This is a genomic window from Streptomyces sp. NPDC058741 (assembly GCF_042746715.1).
Lineage (GTDB): Bacteria > Actinomycetota > Actinomycetes > Streptomycetales > Streptomycetaceae > Streptomyces.
Genome location: NZ_JBHYQH010000019.1, coordinates 69756 through 88692, shown reverse-complemented (window position 1 = coordinate 88692; position 18937 = coordinate 69756). Strand labels below are relative to the sequence as shown.

Genomic DNA, 18937 nt, shown 5'->3' with positions numbered 1-18937 from the left:
CTGCGGAGTTGGGCCGTTCTATCACGGGCTTTACCAGGTCTTTAGTGATCGAGATCACATCACCGGAAGTAACGTCCAAACTCCCAGGGGCCGTCACCGGACCGTTATCCGGTACGGGAGTTCCATTCACCGGACACCTATCCCGTGACGGCCGCCCCCGGCCGGTGTCGGCGTGTCGCGGCCGCGTCCGGGGGCACTGGGAGACGATGGGCGTTCCCTCGGACAGGTTTCCCTCGGACGGGTGCGGGAGCGGGCGGAGAGGCAGGGGCTGCGTGGACCAGCGGACCAGCCGGGACACCTCCGTCGCCGGGGCCGGAGCGGCACGGCCCGGCGACGGCCGTGACGCCGGTGACCGGACCGACGCCCGGCGGCGCATCCCCCGCACCGACGCCGTGCTGCGCGACCCGCGCCTCGCGCAGGCCGCGCGCCGGCTCGGCCCCGCGGTCGTGAAGGCGGTGGTGCGGCGGGCCCAGGAGCGGGCGCGCAGCGGTGCGATAGCGCCGGAGGAGGTCGTGGACACGGCGGTGGCCCTGCTGCCCGGCACCCCCGGCGGACTGCGCTCGGTGATCAACGCCACCGGCGTCGTCCTGCACACCAACCTCGGCCGCGCCTCCCTGTCGGCGGCGGCCCGGCAGGCCGTTCAGGAGGCCGGCGGCCCCACGGACGTCGAACTCGACCTGCGCACCGGTGTCCGGGCCGCGCGCGGGCGCGGCGCCCTCGCCGCGCTCCGGGCGCGTGTGCCCGCGGCCGCCGCCGCGCACGTGGTGAACAACGGCGCCGCCGCGCTGGTGCTGGTGGCCACCGCGCTCGCCGCGGGCCGGGAGATCGTCATCAGCCGGGGCGAGATGGTGGAGATCGGGGACGGTTTCCGCCTCCCGGACCTGCTGGAGTCCACCGGGGCGCGGCTGAGGGAGGTCGGCACCACCAACCGCACGACCGCCGCCGACTACGCCGCCGCGATCGGCCCCGGCACGGCCTTCGTGCTGAAGGTGCACCCCTCCAACTTCCGCGTCACCGGCTTCACCGGCTCGGCCGGTGTGGCGGAACTGGCGGCACTCGGCCCGCCGCTGGTCGTCGACATCGGCTCCGGACTGCTCGCCCCGCACCCTCTGCTGCCCGAGGAGCCCGACGCGCGGACCCAGCTGAGGGCCGGGGCGTCCCTGGTCACCGCCAGCGGCGACAAACTCCTGGGCGGACCGCAGTGCGGACTGCTCCTGGGGGAGGAGTCCCTGGTCAGGACCGTCTCCCGGCATCCGCTCGCCCGCGCTCTGCGCGTGGACAAACTGACCCTGGCCGCACTGGAGGCGACCCTGACCGGGCCCGGGACGCCGACCGCCGCAGCGCTGGCGGCTGATCCGGCCCGGCTGACGGCGCGCGCCGAACGGCTCGCCGCCGCCCTGCGCGCCGACGGCGTCGACGTTCGGGCCGTGCCGAGCGACGCCGCGGTGGGGGGCGGGGGCGCCCCCGGCGTGACGCTGCCCAGCGCCGCGCTGTCGCTGTCCGAGCCGTACGCCGCCGCCCTGCGCACCGGCCGGATCCCCGTGGTCGGGAGGCTGGAGGCCGGCCGGTGCCTGCTCGACCTGCGCACGGTGCCGCCCGAGGACGACGAGACGCTGGCCGATGCGGTCCGCTCGGCGAAGGGCCCGGTGGAGGGCCCGGTGAAGGGACCGGTGGCGGACGCGGAGAAGGACGCGGTGATGGGACCGGTGAAGGGTCCGGCGGAGAACCCGGTGGAGAACCCGGCGGAGAAGGAGTAGGCGCCATGCGGGTACTGGCGACGGCCGGTCATGTCGACCACGGCAAGTCGGCGCTGGTGCGGGCGCTGACCGGGATGGAACCCGACCGTTTCGAGGAGGAGCGCCGCCGGGGCCTGACCCTCGACCTGGGCTTCGTGTGGACCCCTGCCGACGGCCCCGGCGGGCAGCGCCTCGCCTTCGTGGACGTGCCCGGCCACGAGCGGTTCGTCGCCACCATGCTGGCCGGCGCCGGACCCGTGCCCGCCGTGCTGTTCGTGGTCGCCGCCGACCAGGGCTGGCAGGCGCAGTCGCAGGAGCACCTGGAGATCCTGCACGCGCTCGGCGTACGGCACGCCGTCCTCGCGGTGACCCGCAGCGACCTGGCCGACCCCGAGCCGGTGCGTGCCGACGCCGTCGCGCGCGTGGCCGCCACCTCCCTTGGCACCGTGCCGTCCGTCGCCGTCAGCGCGGTGACCGGGGCCGGGCTGGACGAACTGCGCCGGGAACTGGACCGGCTGGGCCGGTCGCTGCCCGAGCCGCCCGCCGACGCCGACGTCCGCCTGTGGCTGGACCGCGCCTTCACCGTGCGCGGCCACGGCACCGTCGTCACGGGCACCCTGGGACAGGGCACCCTGCGCGTCGGCGGCCGCCTGGTCACCGGCGACGCCACCACGGCGCTCCGTGTCCGGGGACTGCAGTGCCTGCACGAGGACGTCCCGGCCGTCCGCGGCGTGGCGCGCGTGGCCGTCAACGTGCACGGCCCCGCCCACTCCGTCCTGGGCCGCGGCGAGGTGCTGCTGACCCCCGACCGCTGGCTGCTCACCGGCGTGGCCGACGTACGGGTGGCCGGTGAACCCGTGGAGGACCTGCCGCGCACCCTCACCCTGCACCTCGGCACCGCCGCCGTGCCGGTGACCGTCCGTCCGCTCGGCGGCGACACCGCACGGCTGACGCTCCGCCGGGCGCTCCCCCTGCGGGTCGGTGACCGCGCGGTCCTGCGGGAGCCGGGCGGGCGGCGCGCCCCGTGCGGCGCGACCGTGCTGGACGTACGACCGCCGCCCCTGGAGAGGCGCGGCGCGGCCCGGGCCCGCGCGGCCGAGCTCGCGGGCATGACGGGCCGCCCGGACGGTGCGGCCGAGCTGCGGCGCCGCAGGCTCGTGACCCGCGCCGAGCTGCGGGCCATGGGCGTGCCCGCCCCGGGCCGGCCCGTCGCCGGGGACTGGCTCGCCGACCCCGGCCACTGGGCCGCCCTGCGGGACCGGCTCGCCGCCGAGGTGGAACGCCACGCGGCGCGGCACCCGATGGAGCCCGGCCTGCCCACCGAGGCGGCCCGGCGGCTGCTCGGCCTGCCGGACCGCTCCCTGGTCGACGCCCTCGCCGCGACCGCCGGCCCGGTGCGCCACCGCCGGGGCCGGCTGTACGGCCCCGGAGACCCGGGCCCCACCCTGCCCCCGCCCGTCCGCGCGGCCGTCGACGCCGTGCGCCGGGATCTGGAGCACACCCCGTTCCGCGCCCCGGAGGCCGACCGGCTGGCCGAACTGGGCCTGCACCGCAAGGCCGTGGCCGCGGCCGTCTCCGCGGGGGAGCTGCTGGCGGTCGGCGACGGCATCGTGCTGCTCCCCGACGCGGCCACCGAGGCCGCCGCCGTACTCCGGGAGATTCCCCAGCCGTTCACGCTCAGCGAGGCACGCCGCGCCCTGGACACCACCCGCCGGGTGGCCGTGCCGCTGCTGGAGCACCTCGACGACCGGGGGTACACCGAGCGGGTGGACGACCGCTACCGGCGCTGCCGGGCGGGCACGGAGATCGGAAGCGGAGGCGGACGGGAATCGAACCCGCCTGCCCGAGATCCTCGGGCACCTCGGTTTTGAAGACCGGGAGGGCCACCAGGCACCCACACGCCTCCGCCCGACAGGCTAACCCAGGCCGGCCCCGCGGCCGGCGAGGAGGAGACCCCCGATGACCTCGACGCGCGAAGCCCCGGTACGGCTCACCCGGTACGCGCACGGCGGCGGTTGCGCCTGCAAGATCCCGCCCGGCGAACTGGAGGACGTGCTCGGCCACCTGGCCGAGCCCCCCGTGACCGCGGGCGACACACCGCTGCTCGTCGGGCTGGCCACGGGGGACGACGCGGCCGTGGCCGCCCTGCCCCGCACGGGCGGCGCCCCGGCGTCGGCGGTGGTCTGCACGGCCGACTTCTTCACCCCCGTCGTGGACGACCCCTACGACTGGGGGCGCATCGCCGCGGCCAACGCCCTGTCCGACGTCTACGCGATGGGCGGACGCCCGGTCCTGGCCGTCAACCTGCTCGCCTGGCCCCGTGACGTGCTGCCGTTCGACCTGGCCCGCGAGGTGCTGCGCGGCGGGCTCGACATCGCCGCCGAGGCGGGCTGCCACGTGGGCGGCGGACACAGCGTGGACGACCCGGAACCCAAGTACGGCATGGCCGTCACCGGTCTGGCCGACCCCGGGCGGCTGCTGCGCAACGACGCCGGACGGCCGGGCGTGCCGCTGTCGCTCACCAAGCCCCTCGGCCTCGGCGTGCTCAACAACCGCCACAAGGCCACCGGCGAACGGTTCGAACAGGCGGTGGCCACCATGGTGGCCCTCAACCGGGACGCGGCGGCCGCGGCCCTGGAGGCGGGAGCCACCTGCGCCACCGACGTCACCGGTTTCGGCTTCCTGGGACACCTGCACAAACTGGCCCGGGCCTCTGAGGTGACCGCGGTCGTGGACACCGCCGCCGTGCCCTGGCTGGACGGAGCGTGGGAGGCCGTGCGCGACGGCTACGTCAGCGGCGGCACCCGGCGGAACCTGGACTGGGTGGCGCCCTTCACCGACTTCGGGGACACCACCCCCGACATGCGCCTCCTGCTGGCCGACGCCCAGACCTCGGGCGGACTCCTCGTGGCCGGCGAGGTGCCCGGCGCGCCGGTGGTGGGCGAACTCGTGCCGCGCGGGAGCCACTCGGTCGTCCTGCGCTGAGCGCCCGAGCGCCCCGCGGCCTCCCGGCCGCCGGTCAGAGCTCCGTGCCTGTCCGGTCCGTGATGCCAGCCCGCGCCCGGTAGGCCTTCACCAGCTCCACGGCCGCCGGTCCCCGGGGGCGGCGGCCGGGCCGGATGTCCACCGCGAACGCCTTGGTCTCCTGGATGTGCGTGTTGGGGTCGAGCGACAGGTGCACCAGCTCGTTGGCCGCGTCCCCGGTGCTGCAGCCGTTCGGCCCCCAGTGGTAGGGCAGGCCCACCTGGTGCAGGGTCCGCCCGTGCACGGTCAGCGGCGGCACGCGGTCGGTCACCAGCACCCGCGCCTCGATCACCCCCCGGGCGCTGACGATCGTCGCCCAGCCGGTGTGCTCGAGGCCGCGCTCGGCCGCCAGCCCGGGGGACACCTCGCAGAAGAACTCCGGCTGCAGCTCCGCCAGATACGGCTGCCAGCGCGACATGCCGCCCGCGGTGTGGTGCTCGGTGAGCCGGTAGGTGGTGGCCACGAACGGGAACACCTCCGTGCCGGGTTCGCCGCCGCTGGGCTGGTAGCGGTTGTCCGGGTGCGGCGGCGGCAACCGCCGCACCGGGTTGCGCTGCCGGCCGTACAGGAGGTTCGGGAACGGCGAGTCCTGCGGCTCGTAGTGCGCGGGCAGCGGCCCGTCGGTCAGCCCGGCCGGCGCGTACAGCCAGGCCTTGCCGTCGGCCTGCATGACGAACGCGTCGGTGCCGGAGAGCGCCTCGGGACCGGTCGCGTCCCGCGGAGGCCGGTGGCCGGGCGGCTTGTCCGCCTTGAAGTCGGGGATGTCGTGGCCCGTCCACCGCCCCTGTTCCCCGTCCCACCACACCAGGGCCTTGCGCGTGCTCCACGGCTTGCCGTCCGGGTCGGCGGAGGCGCGGTTGTACAGCACGCGCCGGTTCGCCGGCCACGCCCAGCCCCACTCGTTCGCCACCCAGTCCTGCTGCTCGCCCGGCTTGCGCCGGGCGGCCTGGTTGACGCCGTCGGCGCGGACGCCGCAGTAGATCCAGCAGCCGCAGCTGGTGGAGCCGTCGGCGGCGAGCTGCTCGTAGGAGGCCAGCGGACGGCCCTCGGCGTCACGGCCGTTGATCTCGGCCAGGACCGCCTCGGCCGCGGGTTCGTCGAGCTCGCCCCTGGTCGGGTAGTCCCAGGTCAGGTCGAGCAGCGGCCGGTCCATCGGGTCGGTGGACGCGGCGAGCTTCTGCCGGATGATCCGCCCGAGGTGGTAGGTGAACCACAGGTCGCTGCGGGACTCGCCGGGCGGTTCGACCGCCTGGTGGTGCCACTGCAGCAGGCGCTGGGTGTTGGTGAAGGTGCCTTCCTTCTCGGTGTGCGCGGCGGCCGGCAGGAAGAACACCTCGGTGCCGATGTCCTCGGTGCGCAGCTCGCCCGTCTCGATCTCCGGGCCGTCCTTCCACCAGGTGGCCGACTCGATGAGGGAGAAGTCCCGTACGACGAGCCAGTCCAGGTTCGCCATGCCCAGGCGCTGCAGCTTGGCGTTGGCGGAGCCCACCGCGGGGTTCTCGCCCATGAGGAAGTAGCCCTTGCAGGTGCCCTCCAGCTGCGCCATGACCGTCTCGTAGGTGGAGTGGGAGCCCGTCAGCCGCGGCAGGTAGTCGAAGCAGAAGTCGTTGCCGGCGGTGGCCGCGTCACCCCAGTAGGCCTTCAGCAGGCTCACCAGGTAGGCGCGCATGTTGCCCCAGTAGCCCTTCCGCGCAGCCTCCCCCCGGACGAAGGAGTCCAGATCGTCCCGCTCGTGCGCGTGCGGCATCGGGATGTAGCCGGGGAGCAGGTTGAACAGAGTCGGGATGTCCGTGGAGCCCTGGATGGAGGCGTGCCCGCGCAGGGCGAGGATGCCGCCGCCGGGCCGGCCGATGTTGCCCAGCAGGCTCTGCAGCACGGCCGCCGCACGGATGTACTGCACCCCCGTGGTGTGCTGCGTCCAGCCGACCGCGTACGCGAAGGCCGTGGTGCGGTCGCGGCCGGAGTTGTCCGTGATGTGTGCGCACACCTCGCGGAAGACGTCCTGCGGAACGCCGCAGATCCGCTCGACGAGCTCGGGCGTGTAGCGGGCGTAGTGCCGCTTGAGCACCTGGAAGACGCAGCGCGGGTGGCTCATCGTCTCGTCGCGTTCCGGCTCGCCCGCGCCGATGTCCGCGCCGCCCGAGCCGTGTGCCTCGCCGCGCCCCGCCTCCGCCATCGAGCCCGGGCCCGTGCGCTCGTCGTACCCCTGGTCACGCCGGCCCGAGGCGGCCTGCACGTCCATGCCCGCGTACTGCCAGCTCGTGGTGTCGTAGGTGCGGCCTTCGGGGTCGAGGCCGGAGAAGACGCCGTCGAGGTCCTCGGTGTCCCGGAACTCCTCGCGCAGGACGACGGGGCCGTTGGTGTAGGCCACGACGTAGTCGCGGAAGTACTTCTCCCGCTGCAGGACGTGGTTGACGATCCCGCCGAGGAAGGCGATGTCCGTGCCCGCGCGCAGCGGCACGTGCAGGTCGGCCAGGGCGCTGGTGCGGGTGAAGCGCGGGTCGACGTGGATCACCTTCGCCCCGCGGGCCTTGGCCTCCATCACCCACTGGAACCCGACCGGATGGCACTCGGCCATGTTCGAGCCCTGGATGACGATGCAGTCCGAGTTCTGCAGGTCCTGCTGGAAGGTGGTCGCGCCGCCGCGTCCGAACGAGGTTCCCAGACCGGGAACGGTGGAGGAGTGTCAAACACGCGCCTGGTTCTCGATCTGGATGGCCCCCATGGCCGTGAAGAGCTTCTTGATCAGATAGTTCTCCTCGTTGTCCAGCGTCGCCCCGCCGAGGCTCGCGATGCCCAGGGTGCGCCGGGTGCGGGTGCCCTCGACCTCCCACTGCCAGCCTGCGCGGCGGGCCTCGACGACCCGGTCGGCGATCATGTCCATCGCCGTGTCGAGGTCCAGGCGCTCCCAGTCGGTGCCGTGGGGGCGGCGGTGGAGCACCTGGTGCTCGCGGCTGCCGCCCGTCGTCAGCTGGAGACTGGCCGAGCCCTTGGGGCACAGGCGGCCGCGTGAGATCGGGGAGTCGGGGTCGCCCTCGATCTGGGTGACCCGGCCGTCCTCGACGTAGACGTTCTGCCCGCAGCCCACTGCGCAGTACGGGCAGACCGACTTCACCACCCGGTCGGCGCTCGCGACCCGGGGTGTCAGCCGCTCGCTCGCCGCGCTCTTGGCGGCGGCTCCCCGGCCCAGCGGGTCGGTGCCCTTGAGCTGGCGGTAGACCGGCCACGAGTCGATCCAGGTGCGTACGCCCATGTCCTCCGCCCTTCCTTGGTGCCCGGCAGGTGCTCTCGGCGCAGCGGGGTACCCGCGTCACGCGCGGCGAAACCGGCCGGCGCGTCTCATCCCCGCGCGTCCCGCAGGCGCTCGCGCTGCGGGACGACGCTGTACTTCGGGTCCCGCGCGGACGCCACTCCGGCGTGGAAGACGCCGAAGCGCAGCGCGGCGGAGCCGCTCAGCAGCGCGGCGCCGGCGACCGCCGCCGACGCCCGGCCGCGACGCGGGCCCGCGACCGCCGCCAGCGCCGCGCCGCCCGCCGTCAGGACCTCAGCGGCGCGCAGCAGCCGCCGCGGCCCGCCCTGCCCGAAGGGTTCGGCCACCACACCCATGCGCCGCTTCATCAGCCGGAAGGCGCCCAGCTCCAGGGCCGCGCCCAGCGCGGCCATGCGCCGTGCGGGCCCCGTCTGCTCCAACGGCGTGCACACCAGCGCCAGCCCGGCCGCCGCGGCCGCCCCGGACCCGGCGAAGACGAACGGCATCTCCCGGTAGCCCTCGTGCCAGGAGGGCACGGCGGTGTCGCAGACGAGGACGGCGGTGTAGGTGGCGACGGCCGGGCCGAGGACCGCGGCCGCCGCCGTCGCGGCGGAGCCCACGGGACGGTACCGGCGCGCGACATCGGTGGCGGCGGCGACCACGGTGAGCGGCGCGTAGCCCACCAGCAGCCAGGACCCCATGTTCATCGGCGAGGTGGGCTTGAAGACGCGCAGCATGTTCAGGAACCGCGCCGGCCGGCCCAGGTCGTGCACGAGCGCCGCCAGCGACAGGGAGATGGCGCCCGCCGCACCGGCCTTCGCCGCGCGGGCCGTCGCCGGACGCCCGGTGACCTGCGCTCCGGCGGCCAGCAGCGACGACGAGCCGGCCAGACCACCCAGGTACAGGTAGCCCGCGATGTCCAGCGCCTTCCACGCCGGCTCGTTCAGGATCGGTCTGCCGTAGTACGAGGAGAACCGGGCCTCGGGCACCATCGGCTGTTCGCCGCGTCCACGGCGACGCCTGCGGCGCCCGGCCCGCTCACCCGTGACGGCGTCCCGCCCGGGTCGTGCACCCCCCATTCCGCTCCTGGTCACGTCCGAGCCGCTCATCGGGGCCTCCTGAGGAAACTGGCCACGGCCAGCGCCCCGAGCGAGGCGGCGGCCAGGGCCGCGCGCCGCCACATGTCGGGCAGGTCGCGGGTGGTGACGACCGGGTCGGGCGGCAGCCCGTACACCTCGGGCTCGTCGAGCAGCAGGAAGAACGCGCCGTCGCCGCCGACCCCGTCGTCGGCACTCTCGCCGTACAGCCGGGCGTCGGCGACCCCGGCCGCGTGCAGCTGCGCCACCCGGCCCGCAGCCCGGTCCCGCAGCTCCTCCAGCGGCCCGAACTGGATGGATTCGGTGGGGCACGCCTTGGCGCAGGCCGGTTCCATGCCGACGCCGAGCCGGTCGTAGCACAGGGTGCACTTCCAGGCGCGCCCGTCGCCCTCGCGCTGGTCGATGACGCCGTACGGGCAGGCGGGCACGCAGTAGCCGCAGCCGTTGCAGATGTCCTCCTGGACGACGACCGTGCCGAACTCGGTGCGGAACAGCGAACCGGTGGGGCACACGTCGAGGCAGGCGGCGTGCGTGCAGTGCTTGCACACGTCCGAGGACATCAGCCAGCGCAGCTCGGTGCGCCCGTCCGGTGCCAGGGGCGAGATCTCCCCGGCCGGCGCGGCCACGGGCGCACCGCCCGGCGGTGGCGCGGCTGCTCCCCCGGGCCCGGGGGAGGAGGGAGAGGTGTCCAGACGCCGGGCGGCGTCGAAGACGTCGACGTCCTCGTGGCCGACGCCGGGTTCCTGGCCGCCCAGCGGTTTGCGCTGCTCGATGAAGGCGACGTGCCGCCAGGTGCTCGCACCGAGACCCTGGGTGTTGTCGTAGGACATGCCGGTCAGTTCCAGGCCGTCCTCCGGCACGGCGTTCCACTCCTTGCACGCCACCTCGCACGCCTTGCATCCGATGCAGACGGACGTGTCGGTGAAGAAGCCCATCCGGGGCGGGGCGTCACCGTACCCGGCCGCCTGGGCCACGTCCGGCTGAGCGCCGGACAGGGAAGGACCGCGCCCCCGGTCCGTGGCCGTCCCGCGGGCCTGCGCCGTGCTGTCGTCGGCCATGGCCGTGCCTCCGCCCTCTGCCGTCCGACCCGGCCGCCCGCCCGCCGTGACGGGCCGCCGGCCGCTCCTTCCGAGCCTGGCACGGGTGCCCGAGGCCCGCTCGGCCGAAACGGTGCGGGAGGGCCGGACCGTACGACGGGACGTCCTCAGGACGGCGGAACATCCCGTTCGGGACGTCCTCAGGACGGCGGAACATCCCGTTCGGGACGTCCTCAGGACGGCGGAACATCCGGTTCGGGCATGCGTCCGGGGGGTAACCCCGCAACTCCACGAGGTGGGAAGGAGTGGGGCGCATGCCGTTCGTGAGGACCGGGGCTGGGCCGTGGTGAGCGGGGTCGTCGCGGGCCTGTCCCTGCTCGGTGCGACGGGACTCGTGATCCTCGCGCTGTACGGGGCGGCCTGGGCCATGCGGGTGGTCCGGGAGCCGCTGGCCGCCGCGCCGTTCGGGTCGGGCCTGGAACCGGGTGAGCATGCGGTCAGCCGGTTCCACGTGCGGTGGTACGCGGTGACGATGCTGTTCCTCGCGTTCGACATGGAAATGGTCTTCATGTACCCCTGGACCCGGGTCGTCTCGACGATGGGTCCCAGTGCCGTGGTCGAGATGTTCGTCTTCCTCGCGATCCTGCTGGCCGGGGTGGTCTACGCCTGGCGGGAGGGCGCCCTGCGATGGACCTGACCAGGCTGCTCGTGCGCGCCGCCGCCGGGCGTCCCCGGGTCCTGCTGCTGCCGATGCCGGGCGCCACGGACGTACGGCTGGCGGCCGAGCGGGAGCTGCGGCTCCAGGACTTCCCCTCGGCGCTCACCCCCGCGGAGGCCGACGTCCTCCTTGTGGCGGGGCCGGTCCCGCCCGCGCTGTCGGCGGCGGTGGACCGGCTGTGGCGGGACACGCCCGCGCCACGGGCCCGCGCGGACGCGCACACGCCGTCGGACGTGACCGCGGCTCTTTCGGCGGCGCGTACGCGGCTGGCGGCGCGTCCCCCGCGCGCCGCCGGGAGGGCTGGCGGTGACACGGTCGAGCCCCGCGACGCCGACATCTCCGGCGAAGGCCACCGTGAGCCCGGTGAGCGGCACGAGGGTGGGCGTGAGGGAAACGGCCACGGGCACCAGGGCCAAGGCAGCGGGGAGCAGGGCGGCGGGCAAGAAGGGCACAGCGGTCGGCACGAGGGCCACGGCGGCGGACACGAACGCCACGGCGGCAGACGCGAAGGCCACGGCGGCAGACGCGAAGGCCACGGCGGCAGACGCGAAGGCCACGGCGGCATGGACCTGCCCGCAGGTCTTCCCATGGCCGAAGTCGGGCCCGACCGCGACGGCCTGACGCTCGACCGGCTGCACGTACCGCTCGGGCCGCTGCTCGCCGACTGGCCGGCCGGTCTGACGGTCCGGCTGACGTTGCAGGGCGACGTCGTCCAGGAAGCCACCGTGGACGGCCCGGTCACCCCCGCCCCCGGCACGCCACCGCCCGCACCGTTCTGGACCCGGCCCTGGCAGCGGGCCGCCGCGGGGGAACCGGTCACCGCCGGGGAGGCGGCGCGGCGACGGGCCGCCGCGCGTCTGGACAGTCTGGGACGACTGCTGGCGGTGGCCGGCTGGCCCGCGCAGGCCGTCGCGGCGCGGCGCCTGCGGGACGACCTCCTCGACGGGCTCGCGGAGGAGGAACTGCCGCGACGGCTGGGGCGGTTCACCCGGCGGGTGGGCCGCTCCCGCACCTTGTACTGGCTGACGCGCGGCCTCGGGACCCTGTCCGCGGCGGACGCCGGCGCCGCCGGGGTGAGCGGGCCCGCGGCGCGGGCGGACGGGGACGTACCGGCCCGCTACCGGCAGTGGCTCGCCGAGGTGGAACGCGACCTGGCCCGGCTGGGCGATCCTTCCCCGCTCGAGCCCGGCCGTGAGGAGGGCCCGCGCGGAGGGCCGGAGTCGTCGGCCGCCCTGGTGCGTCTGCTGCCCCGGCTGCTCGACGGCGCGGAACTCGCGGCGGCCCGGCTGATCGTGGCGAGTCTCGACCCGGACCCCGACGAACTCGCCGTCCCCGTACGGGAGGTGGCCGGTGGTTGACACCGCGCGCTGGTGGGGGCTGCTCCTCGCCCCCGCCCTCCTGCTGCTGTACGCCGTGGCGGCGGTGGCCGGGGACGCGCTGCTGGCCGCCGGACGGGCGGGCCGGCCGGTGACGGCCGCGGCGGCGCTGCGCCCGCTGCTGGACGTGCCGCGGGCGCTGCTCGCCCAGCCCCGCCGGACACCGGCCCCGGATCTGCTGCTGTGGCGGCTCGGCGTGCTGACCGTGCCGGTCGCGGCGGTCATGTCCGTGCTGGTCGTCCCGCTCGGGAACCGGGCCCTCGCCGATCCGGCGGTGGGCGTGGTGTGGTTCAACGCCATGGAGGTGCTCACCTGGGCGGGGCTGTGGCTGGCCGGGTGGGGCCCGAACGCGGCGTTCTCCCTCGTCGGCGGCTACCGCTTCCTCGCGCAGGGCCTGGCCTACGAACTGCCGCTGATGTTCGCCCTCATCGCGCCGGCGACCGGCGCGGAGTCGCTGCGCGTGGGGGACGTCGTCGCCGCGCAGCAGGGGCTGTGGTACGCGGTGTGGATGCCGGTCGCGTTCGGCGTGTTCCTCGGCGGGGTGCTGGCGTTCAGCTTCGTCGGCCCGTTCGCGTATCCGGCGGGCGCCGACCTCGCGGGCGGTGTGCTCGGCGAGACGGCCGGCGTGGACCGGCTGCTGCTGCGGGCGGGCCGCCTGCTGTGGCTCGCCGCCGGCTCGGCGATGGCGGTGCCCCTGTTCCTCGGCGGCGGCGCGGGGCCGGGGCTGCCCGCCTGGGCCTGGTCGCTGCTGAAGACGCTCGCCGTGCTGGCCCTGCTGGTGTGGGTCCGCCGGGCCCTGCCGGCCGTACGCGCCGACCGGTACATGGAGCTCGCCTGGGTGGTGCTGGTGCCGCTGACGATCCTTCAGGCGCTGGTCGTGGCGCTGGTCGTGCTCAACCGATAGTCCCCTCGAGGAAGGTGGTGACCGTGGCGACGGTCCTTTTCTGGGTGCTGGGCGTCCTCGCCCTGACCGGGGCCGTCCTGGTGTTCACCTGCGACTCGATGGCCCGGGTCACCTTCGCCCTGCTGGGCTCGCTGGTGTGCGTGGGCGGTGCGGTGGCCGTCCTCGGGCTGCCCTACCTGGGCGTGGTCATCGTGCTGATGATGGTCATGGAGATGGTGATCATGGCCGTCTTCATGATCGCGTACATGATGAACCCGGCCGGGCTGATGCCGATGTCGATGCTGCACAACCGGCGCGGCGCGCTCGCCGTCAGCATCGCCCTCTTCACGGCGCTGACGGCCGGGATCTGGCTGGTGCCCTGGCCGCGCCGCACGGGCGCGCCGCCCGCCGACACCACCTTCCAGCTCGGCGAGTCGCTGATGGCCGACCAGATGCTGACCATGATCGTGCTCGGGGTGGCGCTGCTGGCCACCATGCTCGCCACCGTCCTCCTGGCCACTCACCGGGGGCGCTACGACCGCTTCGGCGACGACCTCGACCAGCGCCCGCCGCGCGACCCGGCGGGCGGAGGGGTGGGCCGGTGACCCTGGAGATCGTCCTGACGCTGGGTGCGGGACTGTTCTGCGTCGGCCTGTTCGGAGCACTGTCCCAGCAGTCCATCGTCATGGTCATGATAGGGATCGAGCTGATGATCGGCGGGGTGATCGTCGCCGCCGCATCGTTCTGGCACCACCTCGCTCCCTCCGCCGCGAGCGGGCAGGTCGTCGTGGTGGCGGCGGTGGTGGCGATGGCCGTGGAGATGGCGGCCGGCTTCGCCGTCACCACGGCGATCTACCGGGCCCGGCAGGTGGACACGACCGACATGGCCGAGGACCTGAAGGGGTGAGCCCGGTGGGCGTGCTGCTGTGGCTGCTGATCGCGGTGCCGCTCGGTGCCGGAGCCGTCCTCGCGGTGGCCGGGCGGGCCGGCCGCCGGTACGCGCCCGCCGTGGGACCGGCGGTGGGCGCGGCCGTACTGGGGATCGCCGTCGCGGTGGCGGCCGGACGGCCCTCGGTGAGCGCTCCGCTGTTCGCCGGGATGCGCGCCGGGCTGCGCGTGGACGGCCTGTCCGCGGTGCTGGTCGTCACGGTGGCCGCCGTCACCCTGTGCGTCCTGGCCTACTCCGCCGCCGAGTCCGGCCGGGCGGCGGACGCGAGCCGCTTCCTCGGCCTGCTGCTGCTGTTCGCCGGGGCCATGCTGGTGACCGTCACCGCGACCACGCTGCCGCTGCTGCTGATGGCGTGGGAGGTGATGGGCGCCACCAGCTGGGCACTCATCGGCTTCCGGTGGCGTGAGCGGCACCGTGTGCGGGCCGCTGACACGGCGTTCCTGACCACCCGTACCGCCGACCTCGGCCTGTACCTCGCGGCCGGGGCCGCTCTGGCGGGCGGTGCGGGAACACTGCGGCTGGACGCGCTGCCGGGCACGGACGGCCCGTGGCTGCACCTGGTCACCGCGGGGGTGATCGCGGCGGCCCTGGGCAAGTCCGCACAACTCCCGTTCTCCTTCTGGCTGTCGCGGGCCATGGAGGGCCCCGGCCCCGTCTCGGCTCTGCTGCACTCGGCCGCCATGGTCGCCGCCGGCGGGTATCTGCTGCTGCGGACCGAGCCGCTGCTGTCGGCCACCGGCTGGGCCGGGCCGCTGGTCGCCTGGACGGGAGCCGCCACCGCCCTCGTCCTCGGAGTGGTGGCCGTGGCGCAGCGCGACCTCAAGCAACTGCTGGCGGCCTCCACCAGCGCCCAGATCGGCTTCATCGTGCTGGCCGCCGGCAGCGCGGGCGTGGCGGGCGGCACCGCCCAGCTCGTCGCGCACGCCGCCGTGAAGGCGGGGCTGTTCCTGTGCGCCGGGGCGTGGCTGACCGTGCTGGGCACCCAGCGGCTCGGCGAACTGCGCGGCGCCGCCCGCGCCCAGCCGTGGGTCGGGGCCTGCTTCACCGTCGGCGCCCTCGCCCTGGCGGGTCTGCCGCCGCTGTCGCTGTGGGCCACCAAGGACGAGGTCCTCGCCGCCGCACGCCACGAGAGCGGCGCGCTGTACGGGGTCGGGCTCGCGGCGGCCGCGGTCGCCGCCGTGTACGGCGCGAAGACCCTGTGGTACGTGCTGGCCCCCGCTCACACCGGAGCGGTGCGGCCCGCGCCCGCCGGGATGCGGTGGCCGCTGATCCCCTTCGCCCTCGGTGCCGCCACCCTGGGCGTTCTGGCGCTGCCCGGTCCCGCCGCCTGGCTGCGCGAGAGCGTCGGCTCCGCCGGAGAACCGTCCCCGCGCCCCTGGGAGACGGTCCTGTCCGCGGCCGTCGTGCTCGCCGCGGCGGCGCTCGCCCGGTGGTGGCCGGCACACGTGCGCCTCCCCGGCCCGGCACGGCGGTTCGCCCGTGACTGGCTGCACCTGGAACGGGCGGCGCACACCGTCCTCGTCCGCCCGGTGCTCAGCCTGGCGAGCACCTCGGCGGCCTTCGACGACCGGATCGTGGACGGTGCCGTACGGCGGACCGCGCGCGGTGCTGCGACCGCGGCCCGGCTCGCCGTACGGCTGGACGACGACGGCCTCGACGCGGCCGTGCGGCGGACGGCACACGGTGGTGCGGCCCTGGGACGGTCCGCCGGACGGCTGGACGACGGCGGTCTGGACGCGCTCGTGCGTTCCGTCGCCGCGGGCGCCCGCCGGCTCGGGCGGTGGGCACGGCGCCCCCAGACCGGCCTGCTGCACCAGTACTACGCCCAGGCCGCGGCCGGCTTCGCGGTACTGACCCTGATCGTGTTGTTGGTGAGGTAATCCCTGTGCTGACCGTCGTCACCTTCCTGCCGCTCGCGGCCTGCGTCCTGCTGCTGCTCGTCCCCCCGGGCGTGCCGGCACGGGTCTTCACCCGGACGTGGATCGCCGTCGCCACCGCCGACCTGGCGCTGGTGATCGCCCTGTGGGCGGACTTCGACGCGGGCGGCGGCCTGCAGTACGAGCAGCGGGCCCGCTGGATGCCGACGGCCGGCGTCGGCTACCACGTCGGCGTCGACGGCCTGTCCCTGCCGCTGGTCGCCATGACCTGTGTGCTGTTCCTCGCCGTCGCCGTCCACGCGCTGCGCGGGAGGCGCCGGGTGCGGTCGTACGTCTGCCTGTTCCTGTTCCTGCAGACCGTCTGCCTCGGGCTGTTCGTCGCCCAGGACCTGATCCTGTTCTTCCTCTTCTTCGACCTGTCGATCGTCGGCATGTTCTTCGTGATCGCCGGCTGGGGCCACGGCGAGCGGGCGCGGGCGGCGGCGCTGAAGTTCTTCCTCTACACCTTCGTCGGCTCTCTCGCCCTGCTGCTGGGCTTCATCGGCCTGTACCTGGCCGCCGACCCGCACACCTTCGACCTCGTCGACCTGGCGCGCGCCGACCCGCTGGCCGGGCACGGCACCTACGCCGCCCTGGTGCTGCTCGCCGTCGGGGCCGGACTCGCGGTGAAGACGCCGACCGTGCCCTTCCACACCTGGCTGCCCCCGGCCCACACCGAGGCCCCGGCCGCCGGCTCCGCGATCCTCGCCGGAGTGCTGCTGAAGATGGGCACCTACGGGTTCGTCCGGATCGCCATGCCGCTGCTGCCCGGCTCCTGGCGGGAGTACGCCGTGGTGTTCCTCGTCGTCGGCGCGGTCTCCGCCGTCTACGGGGCGCTCGTCGCCCTCGGGCAGACGGACTTCAAACGCATGATCGCCTACACCTCCGTCAACCACATGGGGTACGTCATCCTCGCCGTCGGCGCCGCCGGGATGCTCGCCGGGACGGACGCCCAGGCCCGCTCGCTGGCCGTCACCGGCGCCGTCGTCCAGATGGTCAGCCACGGCCTGATCACCGGGGCGCTGTTCCTGCTGTCCGGGGTGCTGTACGACCGGGCCGGCACCTACGCCATCGACGCCTACTCGGGTCTGGCCGCGCCCTCCCCCCGGTTCGCGGCGCTGACCGCCCTCGCTGCCTTCGCCGGCCTCGGCATCCCGGGTTTCTCGGGGTTCGTCGCCGAGTTCCAGATCTTCACCGGCAGCCTCGCCTCCCAGGCCGTGGCCACCGCCACCGCCCTGACCGGCATCCTCCTCACCGCCGCGCTGTTCCTGCGCGCCCTGCGTCAGATGCTCCTCGGACCGGTCCGCCTGCCGCCCACCGTGCGCACGGGCGGTTTTCCCGACCTCGCCGGCACGGAGACCGCCGCCGTCGCCCCGCTGCTGGCGCTCGCCCTGCTCATCGGCGTCCTGCCGCGGTTCCTGCTGGACGTGATCGAACCGGCCAGCCGCACCCTGGTGGACCTGGTCGCCCGGTGAACGACGACCTGGTCGCGCTCCTGCCGGAGACCGCCCTGACCACGGCGGCCGTCCTCGGCCTGCTCGCCGCCGGGTGGCTGCCCCGACGCCGCCAGTGGACCGTCGGCGTACTGGCCGCCACGGCGTGCGCCACCGGCCTGGCCGCCACCGCGTCCGGCATGGCGGGTGACGACGAACGGACCGTGTTCTCCGGCGCGTTCGCCGTGGACACCGCCACCGGCGTCGGCCGCCTCGTCGTGCTCGGCGCGCTGCTGCTGGTGCTGGGCATGTCCGTGGAGGAGGTGCGTGGGCAGCGGCGGGAGGCCGAGTACTACGTCCTGCTGCTCCTGACCGGCGCCGGGACCCTCGCCCTGATCGGCGCGGTCGACCTGCTGACGCTCTTCGCCGGCCATCTGCTCGCGAGCATCCCCGCCTACGCGCTCGCCGGCTTCGCCAAGGACGGCGCCGGCACGGAAGCCGCGCTGAAGTACTACCTGCTGGGCGCCCTGCTCGGCACGACCATGCTCGCGGGCGTCGCCCTGCTCCACGGCGCCGGACGGGCCACCCGCTACGGGGACCTGCGCGAGGCGCTGCCCGGCGCCCCGTACGGCCTGGTCGCCGTCGGTCTCGTCGCCGTCCTGGCCGGGCTGCTGTTCAAGATCGGCGGGGTGCCCGCCCACTTCTGGCTGCCCGACGTCACCGAGGGGGCCACCGCTCCGGTCGCCGCGTACGTCACCACCCTGCCCAAGATCGGCGGACTCGTCGCGGGGTTCCGGCTGCTCCACCAGGCGCTGCCCGCAACCGACGTCAACGGGCCCCTGCTGCTGGCGATCCTCGCTACCGCCTCCATGACGCTGGGCAACCTCGGGGCCTTCTTCCAGACGTCCGTCCGACGCCTGCTGGCGTACTCCGCCATCAGCCAGGTCGGCTACCTGCTCATGGCGCTCGCCGTGGCCACCCGCAGCGAACTCGCCCAGCGGGCACTGCTGTTCTATCTGGCCGCCTACGCCGTGACCAACCTCGGCGCCTTCGCCGTCGTCACGGAACTGCCGCACGCCCGCACCCTGGACGACTACCGCGGACTGGCCCGCCGCCGCCCGGCCCTGGCCGCCGTGCTCCTGGTCTGCCTGCTGGGTCTGCTCGGCACCCCGCCCACCGCGGTCTTCCTCGGCAAACTGCAGGTGTTCACCGCCGCCGTCGACGGCGGCCTCACCTGGCTCGCCGCCGTCGCGGTCGCCAACACCGTGGCGTCGCTGTTCTACTACCTGCGCTGGCTGGGTCCCCTCTTCCTCCCCGCTCACGGCGCGGCACCCGTCCAGGTCCACGGCGTCGCGGGCCGCTGGTCCGCGGTCACCGCGTACACCGCCGCGACGGCCTCCCTCGCCCTGGGGCTCGCGGGCGGCGCGGTCCTTCCCCTCACCACGGGGGCTCTCCTGCCCTGACCGCGCCGGCCCGGCCGCACGGCGGGACCGGACCACCCCGGCCCCGCGACCGAGC

Annotated in this window: 13 protein-coding genes, 1 tRNA gene and 1 pseudogene; 11 read left to right on the top strand and 4 right to left on the bottom strand. The window is 75.0% G+C overall.

Annotated features, from left to right (window positions below):
* The first annotated feature begins 374 nt into the window (after positions 1-374).
* Positions 375-1757 carry an L-seryl-tRNA(Sec) selenium transferase gene (selA, locus tag ACFW6P_RS17715; RefSeq protein ID WP_386353309.1) on the top strand — a complete coding sequence of 461 codons (1383 nt, stop codon included), beginning with the start codon at positions 375-377 and terminating at the stop codon, positions 1755-1757.
* Positions 1758-1762: 5 nt separating this feature from the next.
* Positions 1763-3499: pseudogene (locus tag ACFW6P_RS17710) on the top strand (SelB C-terminal domain-containing protein); the annotation flags it as partial.
* A 49-nt stretch (positions 3500-3548) separates the two neighbouring features.
* On the opposite strand, the gene ACFW6P_RS17705 reads toward ACFW6P_RS17710, so the two are convergent.
* A tRNA-Sec gene (locus ACFW6P_RS17705) sits at positions 3549-3642 on the bottom strand.
* Between the two features lie 53 nt (positions 3643-3695).
* Between ACFW6P_RS17705 and selD the strand changes: the two genes are divergently transcribed.
* Positions 3696-4721 carry a selenide, water dikinase SelD gene (gene selD / locus ACFW6P_RS17700; RefSeq protein WP_386353098.1) on the top strand — a complete coding sequence of 342 codons (1026 nt, stop codon included), beginning with the start codon at positions 3696-3698 and terminating at the stop codon, positions 4719-4721.
* A 34-nt stretch (positions 4722-4755) separates the two neighbouring features.
* Here selD and fdh read toward each other — a convergent pair whose 3' ends face one another.
* From fdh to ACFW6P_RS17685, 3 genes are all read right to left on the bottom strand, one after another.
* Entirely contained in the window at positions 4756-8013 is a 3258-nt protein-coding gene (gene fdh / locus ACFW6P_RS17695; protein ID WP_386353100.1) for a formate dehydrogenase, read from the bottom strand.
* An 86-nt stretch (positions 8014-8099) separates the two neighbouring features.
* Positions 8100-9119, bottom strand: coding sequence for an NrfD/PsrC family molybdoenzyme membrane anchor subunit (nrfD, locus tag ACFW6P_RS17690; RefSeq protein ID WP_386353103.1), 1020 nt, complete (start codon positions 9117-9119; stop codon positions 8100-8102).
* Entirely contained in the window at positions 9116-10165 is a 1050-nt protein-coding gene (locus ACFW6P_RS17685) for a 4Fe-4S dicluster domain-containing protein (RefSeq protein ID WP_386353105.1), read from the bottom strand. The genes nrfD and ACFW6P_RS17685 overlap by 4 nt, the downstream gene beginning before the upstream one ends.
* Before the next feature lie 325 nt (positions 10166-10490).
* Between ACFW6P_RS17685 and ACFW6P_RS17680 the strand changes: the two genes are divergently transcribed.
* The 8 genes from ACFW6P_RS17680 to ACFW6P_RS17645 are packed head-to-tail and all read left to right on the top strand — an operon-like array spanning position 10491 to position 18882.
* Positions 10491-10841: an NADH-quinone oxidoreductase subunit A gene (locus tag ACFW6P_RS17680; protein ID WP_386353311.1), complete on the top strand. Its 351-nt coding sequence runs from the start codon at positions 10491-10493 to the stop codon at positions 10839-10841.
* On the top strand, positions 10832-12220 hold the full coding sequence (locus ACFW6P_RS17675; RefSeq protein WP_386353108.1) for a hypothetical protein: 1389 nt from the start codon (positions 10832-10834) through the stop codon (positions 12218-12220). Before ACFW6P_RS17680 ends, ACFW6P_RS17675 begins: the two co-directional genes overlap by 10 nt.
* Entirely contained in the window at positions 12213-13142 is a 930-nt protein-coding gene (locus ACFW6P_RS17670; RefSeq protein ID WP_386353111.1) for a complex I subunit 1 family protein, read from the top strand. The genes ACFW6P_RS17675 and ACFW6P_RS17670 overlap by 8 nt, the downstream gene beginning before the upstream one ends.
* A 23-nt stretch (positions 13143-13165) precedes the next feature.
* Entirely contained in the window at positions 13166-13726 is a 561-nt protein-coding gene (locus tag ACFW6P_RS17665) for an NADH-quinone oxidoreductase subunit J (RefSeq protein WP_386353114.1), read from the top strand.
* Positions 13723-14028 carry an NADH-quinone oxidoreductase subunit NuoK gene (locus ACFW6P_RS17660; RefSeq protein WP_386353117.1) on the top strand — a complete coding sequence of 102 codons (306 nt, stop codon included), beginning with the start codon at positions 13723-13725 and terminating at the stop codon, positions 14026-14028. Before ACFW6P_RS17665 ends, ACFW6P_RS17660 begins: the two co-directional genes overlap by 4 nt.
* A gap of 5 nt (positions 14029-14033) precedes the next feature.
* Positions 14034-15950, top strand: a complete 1917-nt coding sequence (locus ACFW6P_RS17655) for a proton-conducting transporter membrane subunit (RefSeq protein WP_386353313.1) — start codon at positions 14034-14036, stop codon at positions 15948-15950.
* A 5-nt stretch (positions 15951-15955) separates the two neighbouring features.
* Positions 15956-17461 carry a NuoM family protein gene (locus ACFW6P_RS17650; protein ID WP_386353119.1) on the top strand — a complete coding sequence of 502 codons (1506 nt, stop codon included), beginning with the start codon at positions 15956-15958 and terminating at the stop codon, positions 17459-17461.
* Positions 17458-18882: an NADH-quinone oxidoreductase subunit N gene (locus ACFW6P_RS17645; RefSeq protein ID WP_386353121.1), complete on the top strand. Its 1425-nt coding sequence runs from the start codon at positions 17458-17460 to the stop codon at positions 18880-18882. Before ACFW6P_RS17650 ends, ACFW6P_RS17645 begins: the two co-directional genes overlap by 4 nt.
* Positions 18883-18937 lie beyond the last annotated feature (55 nt).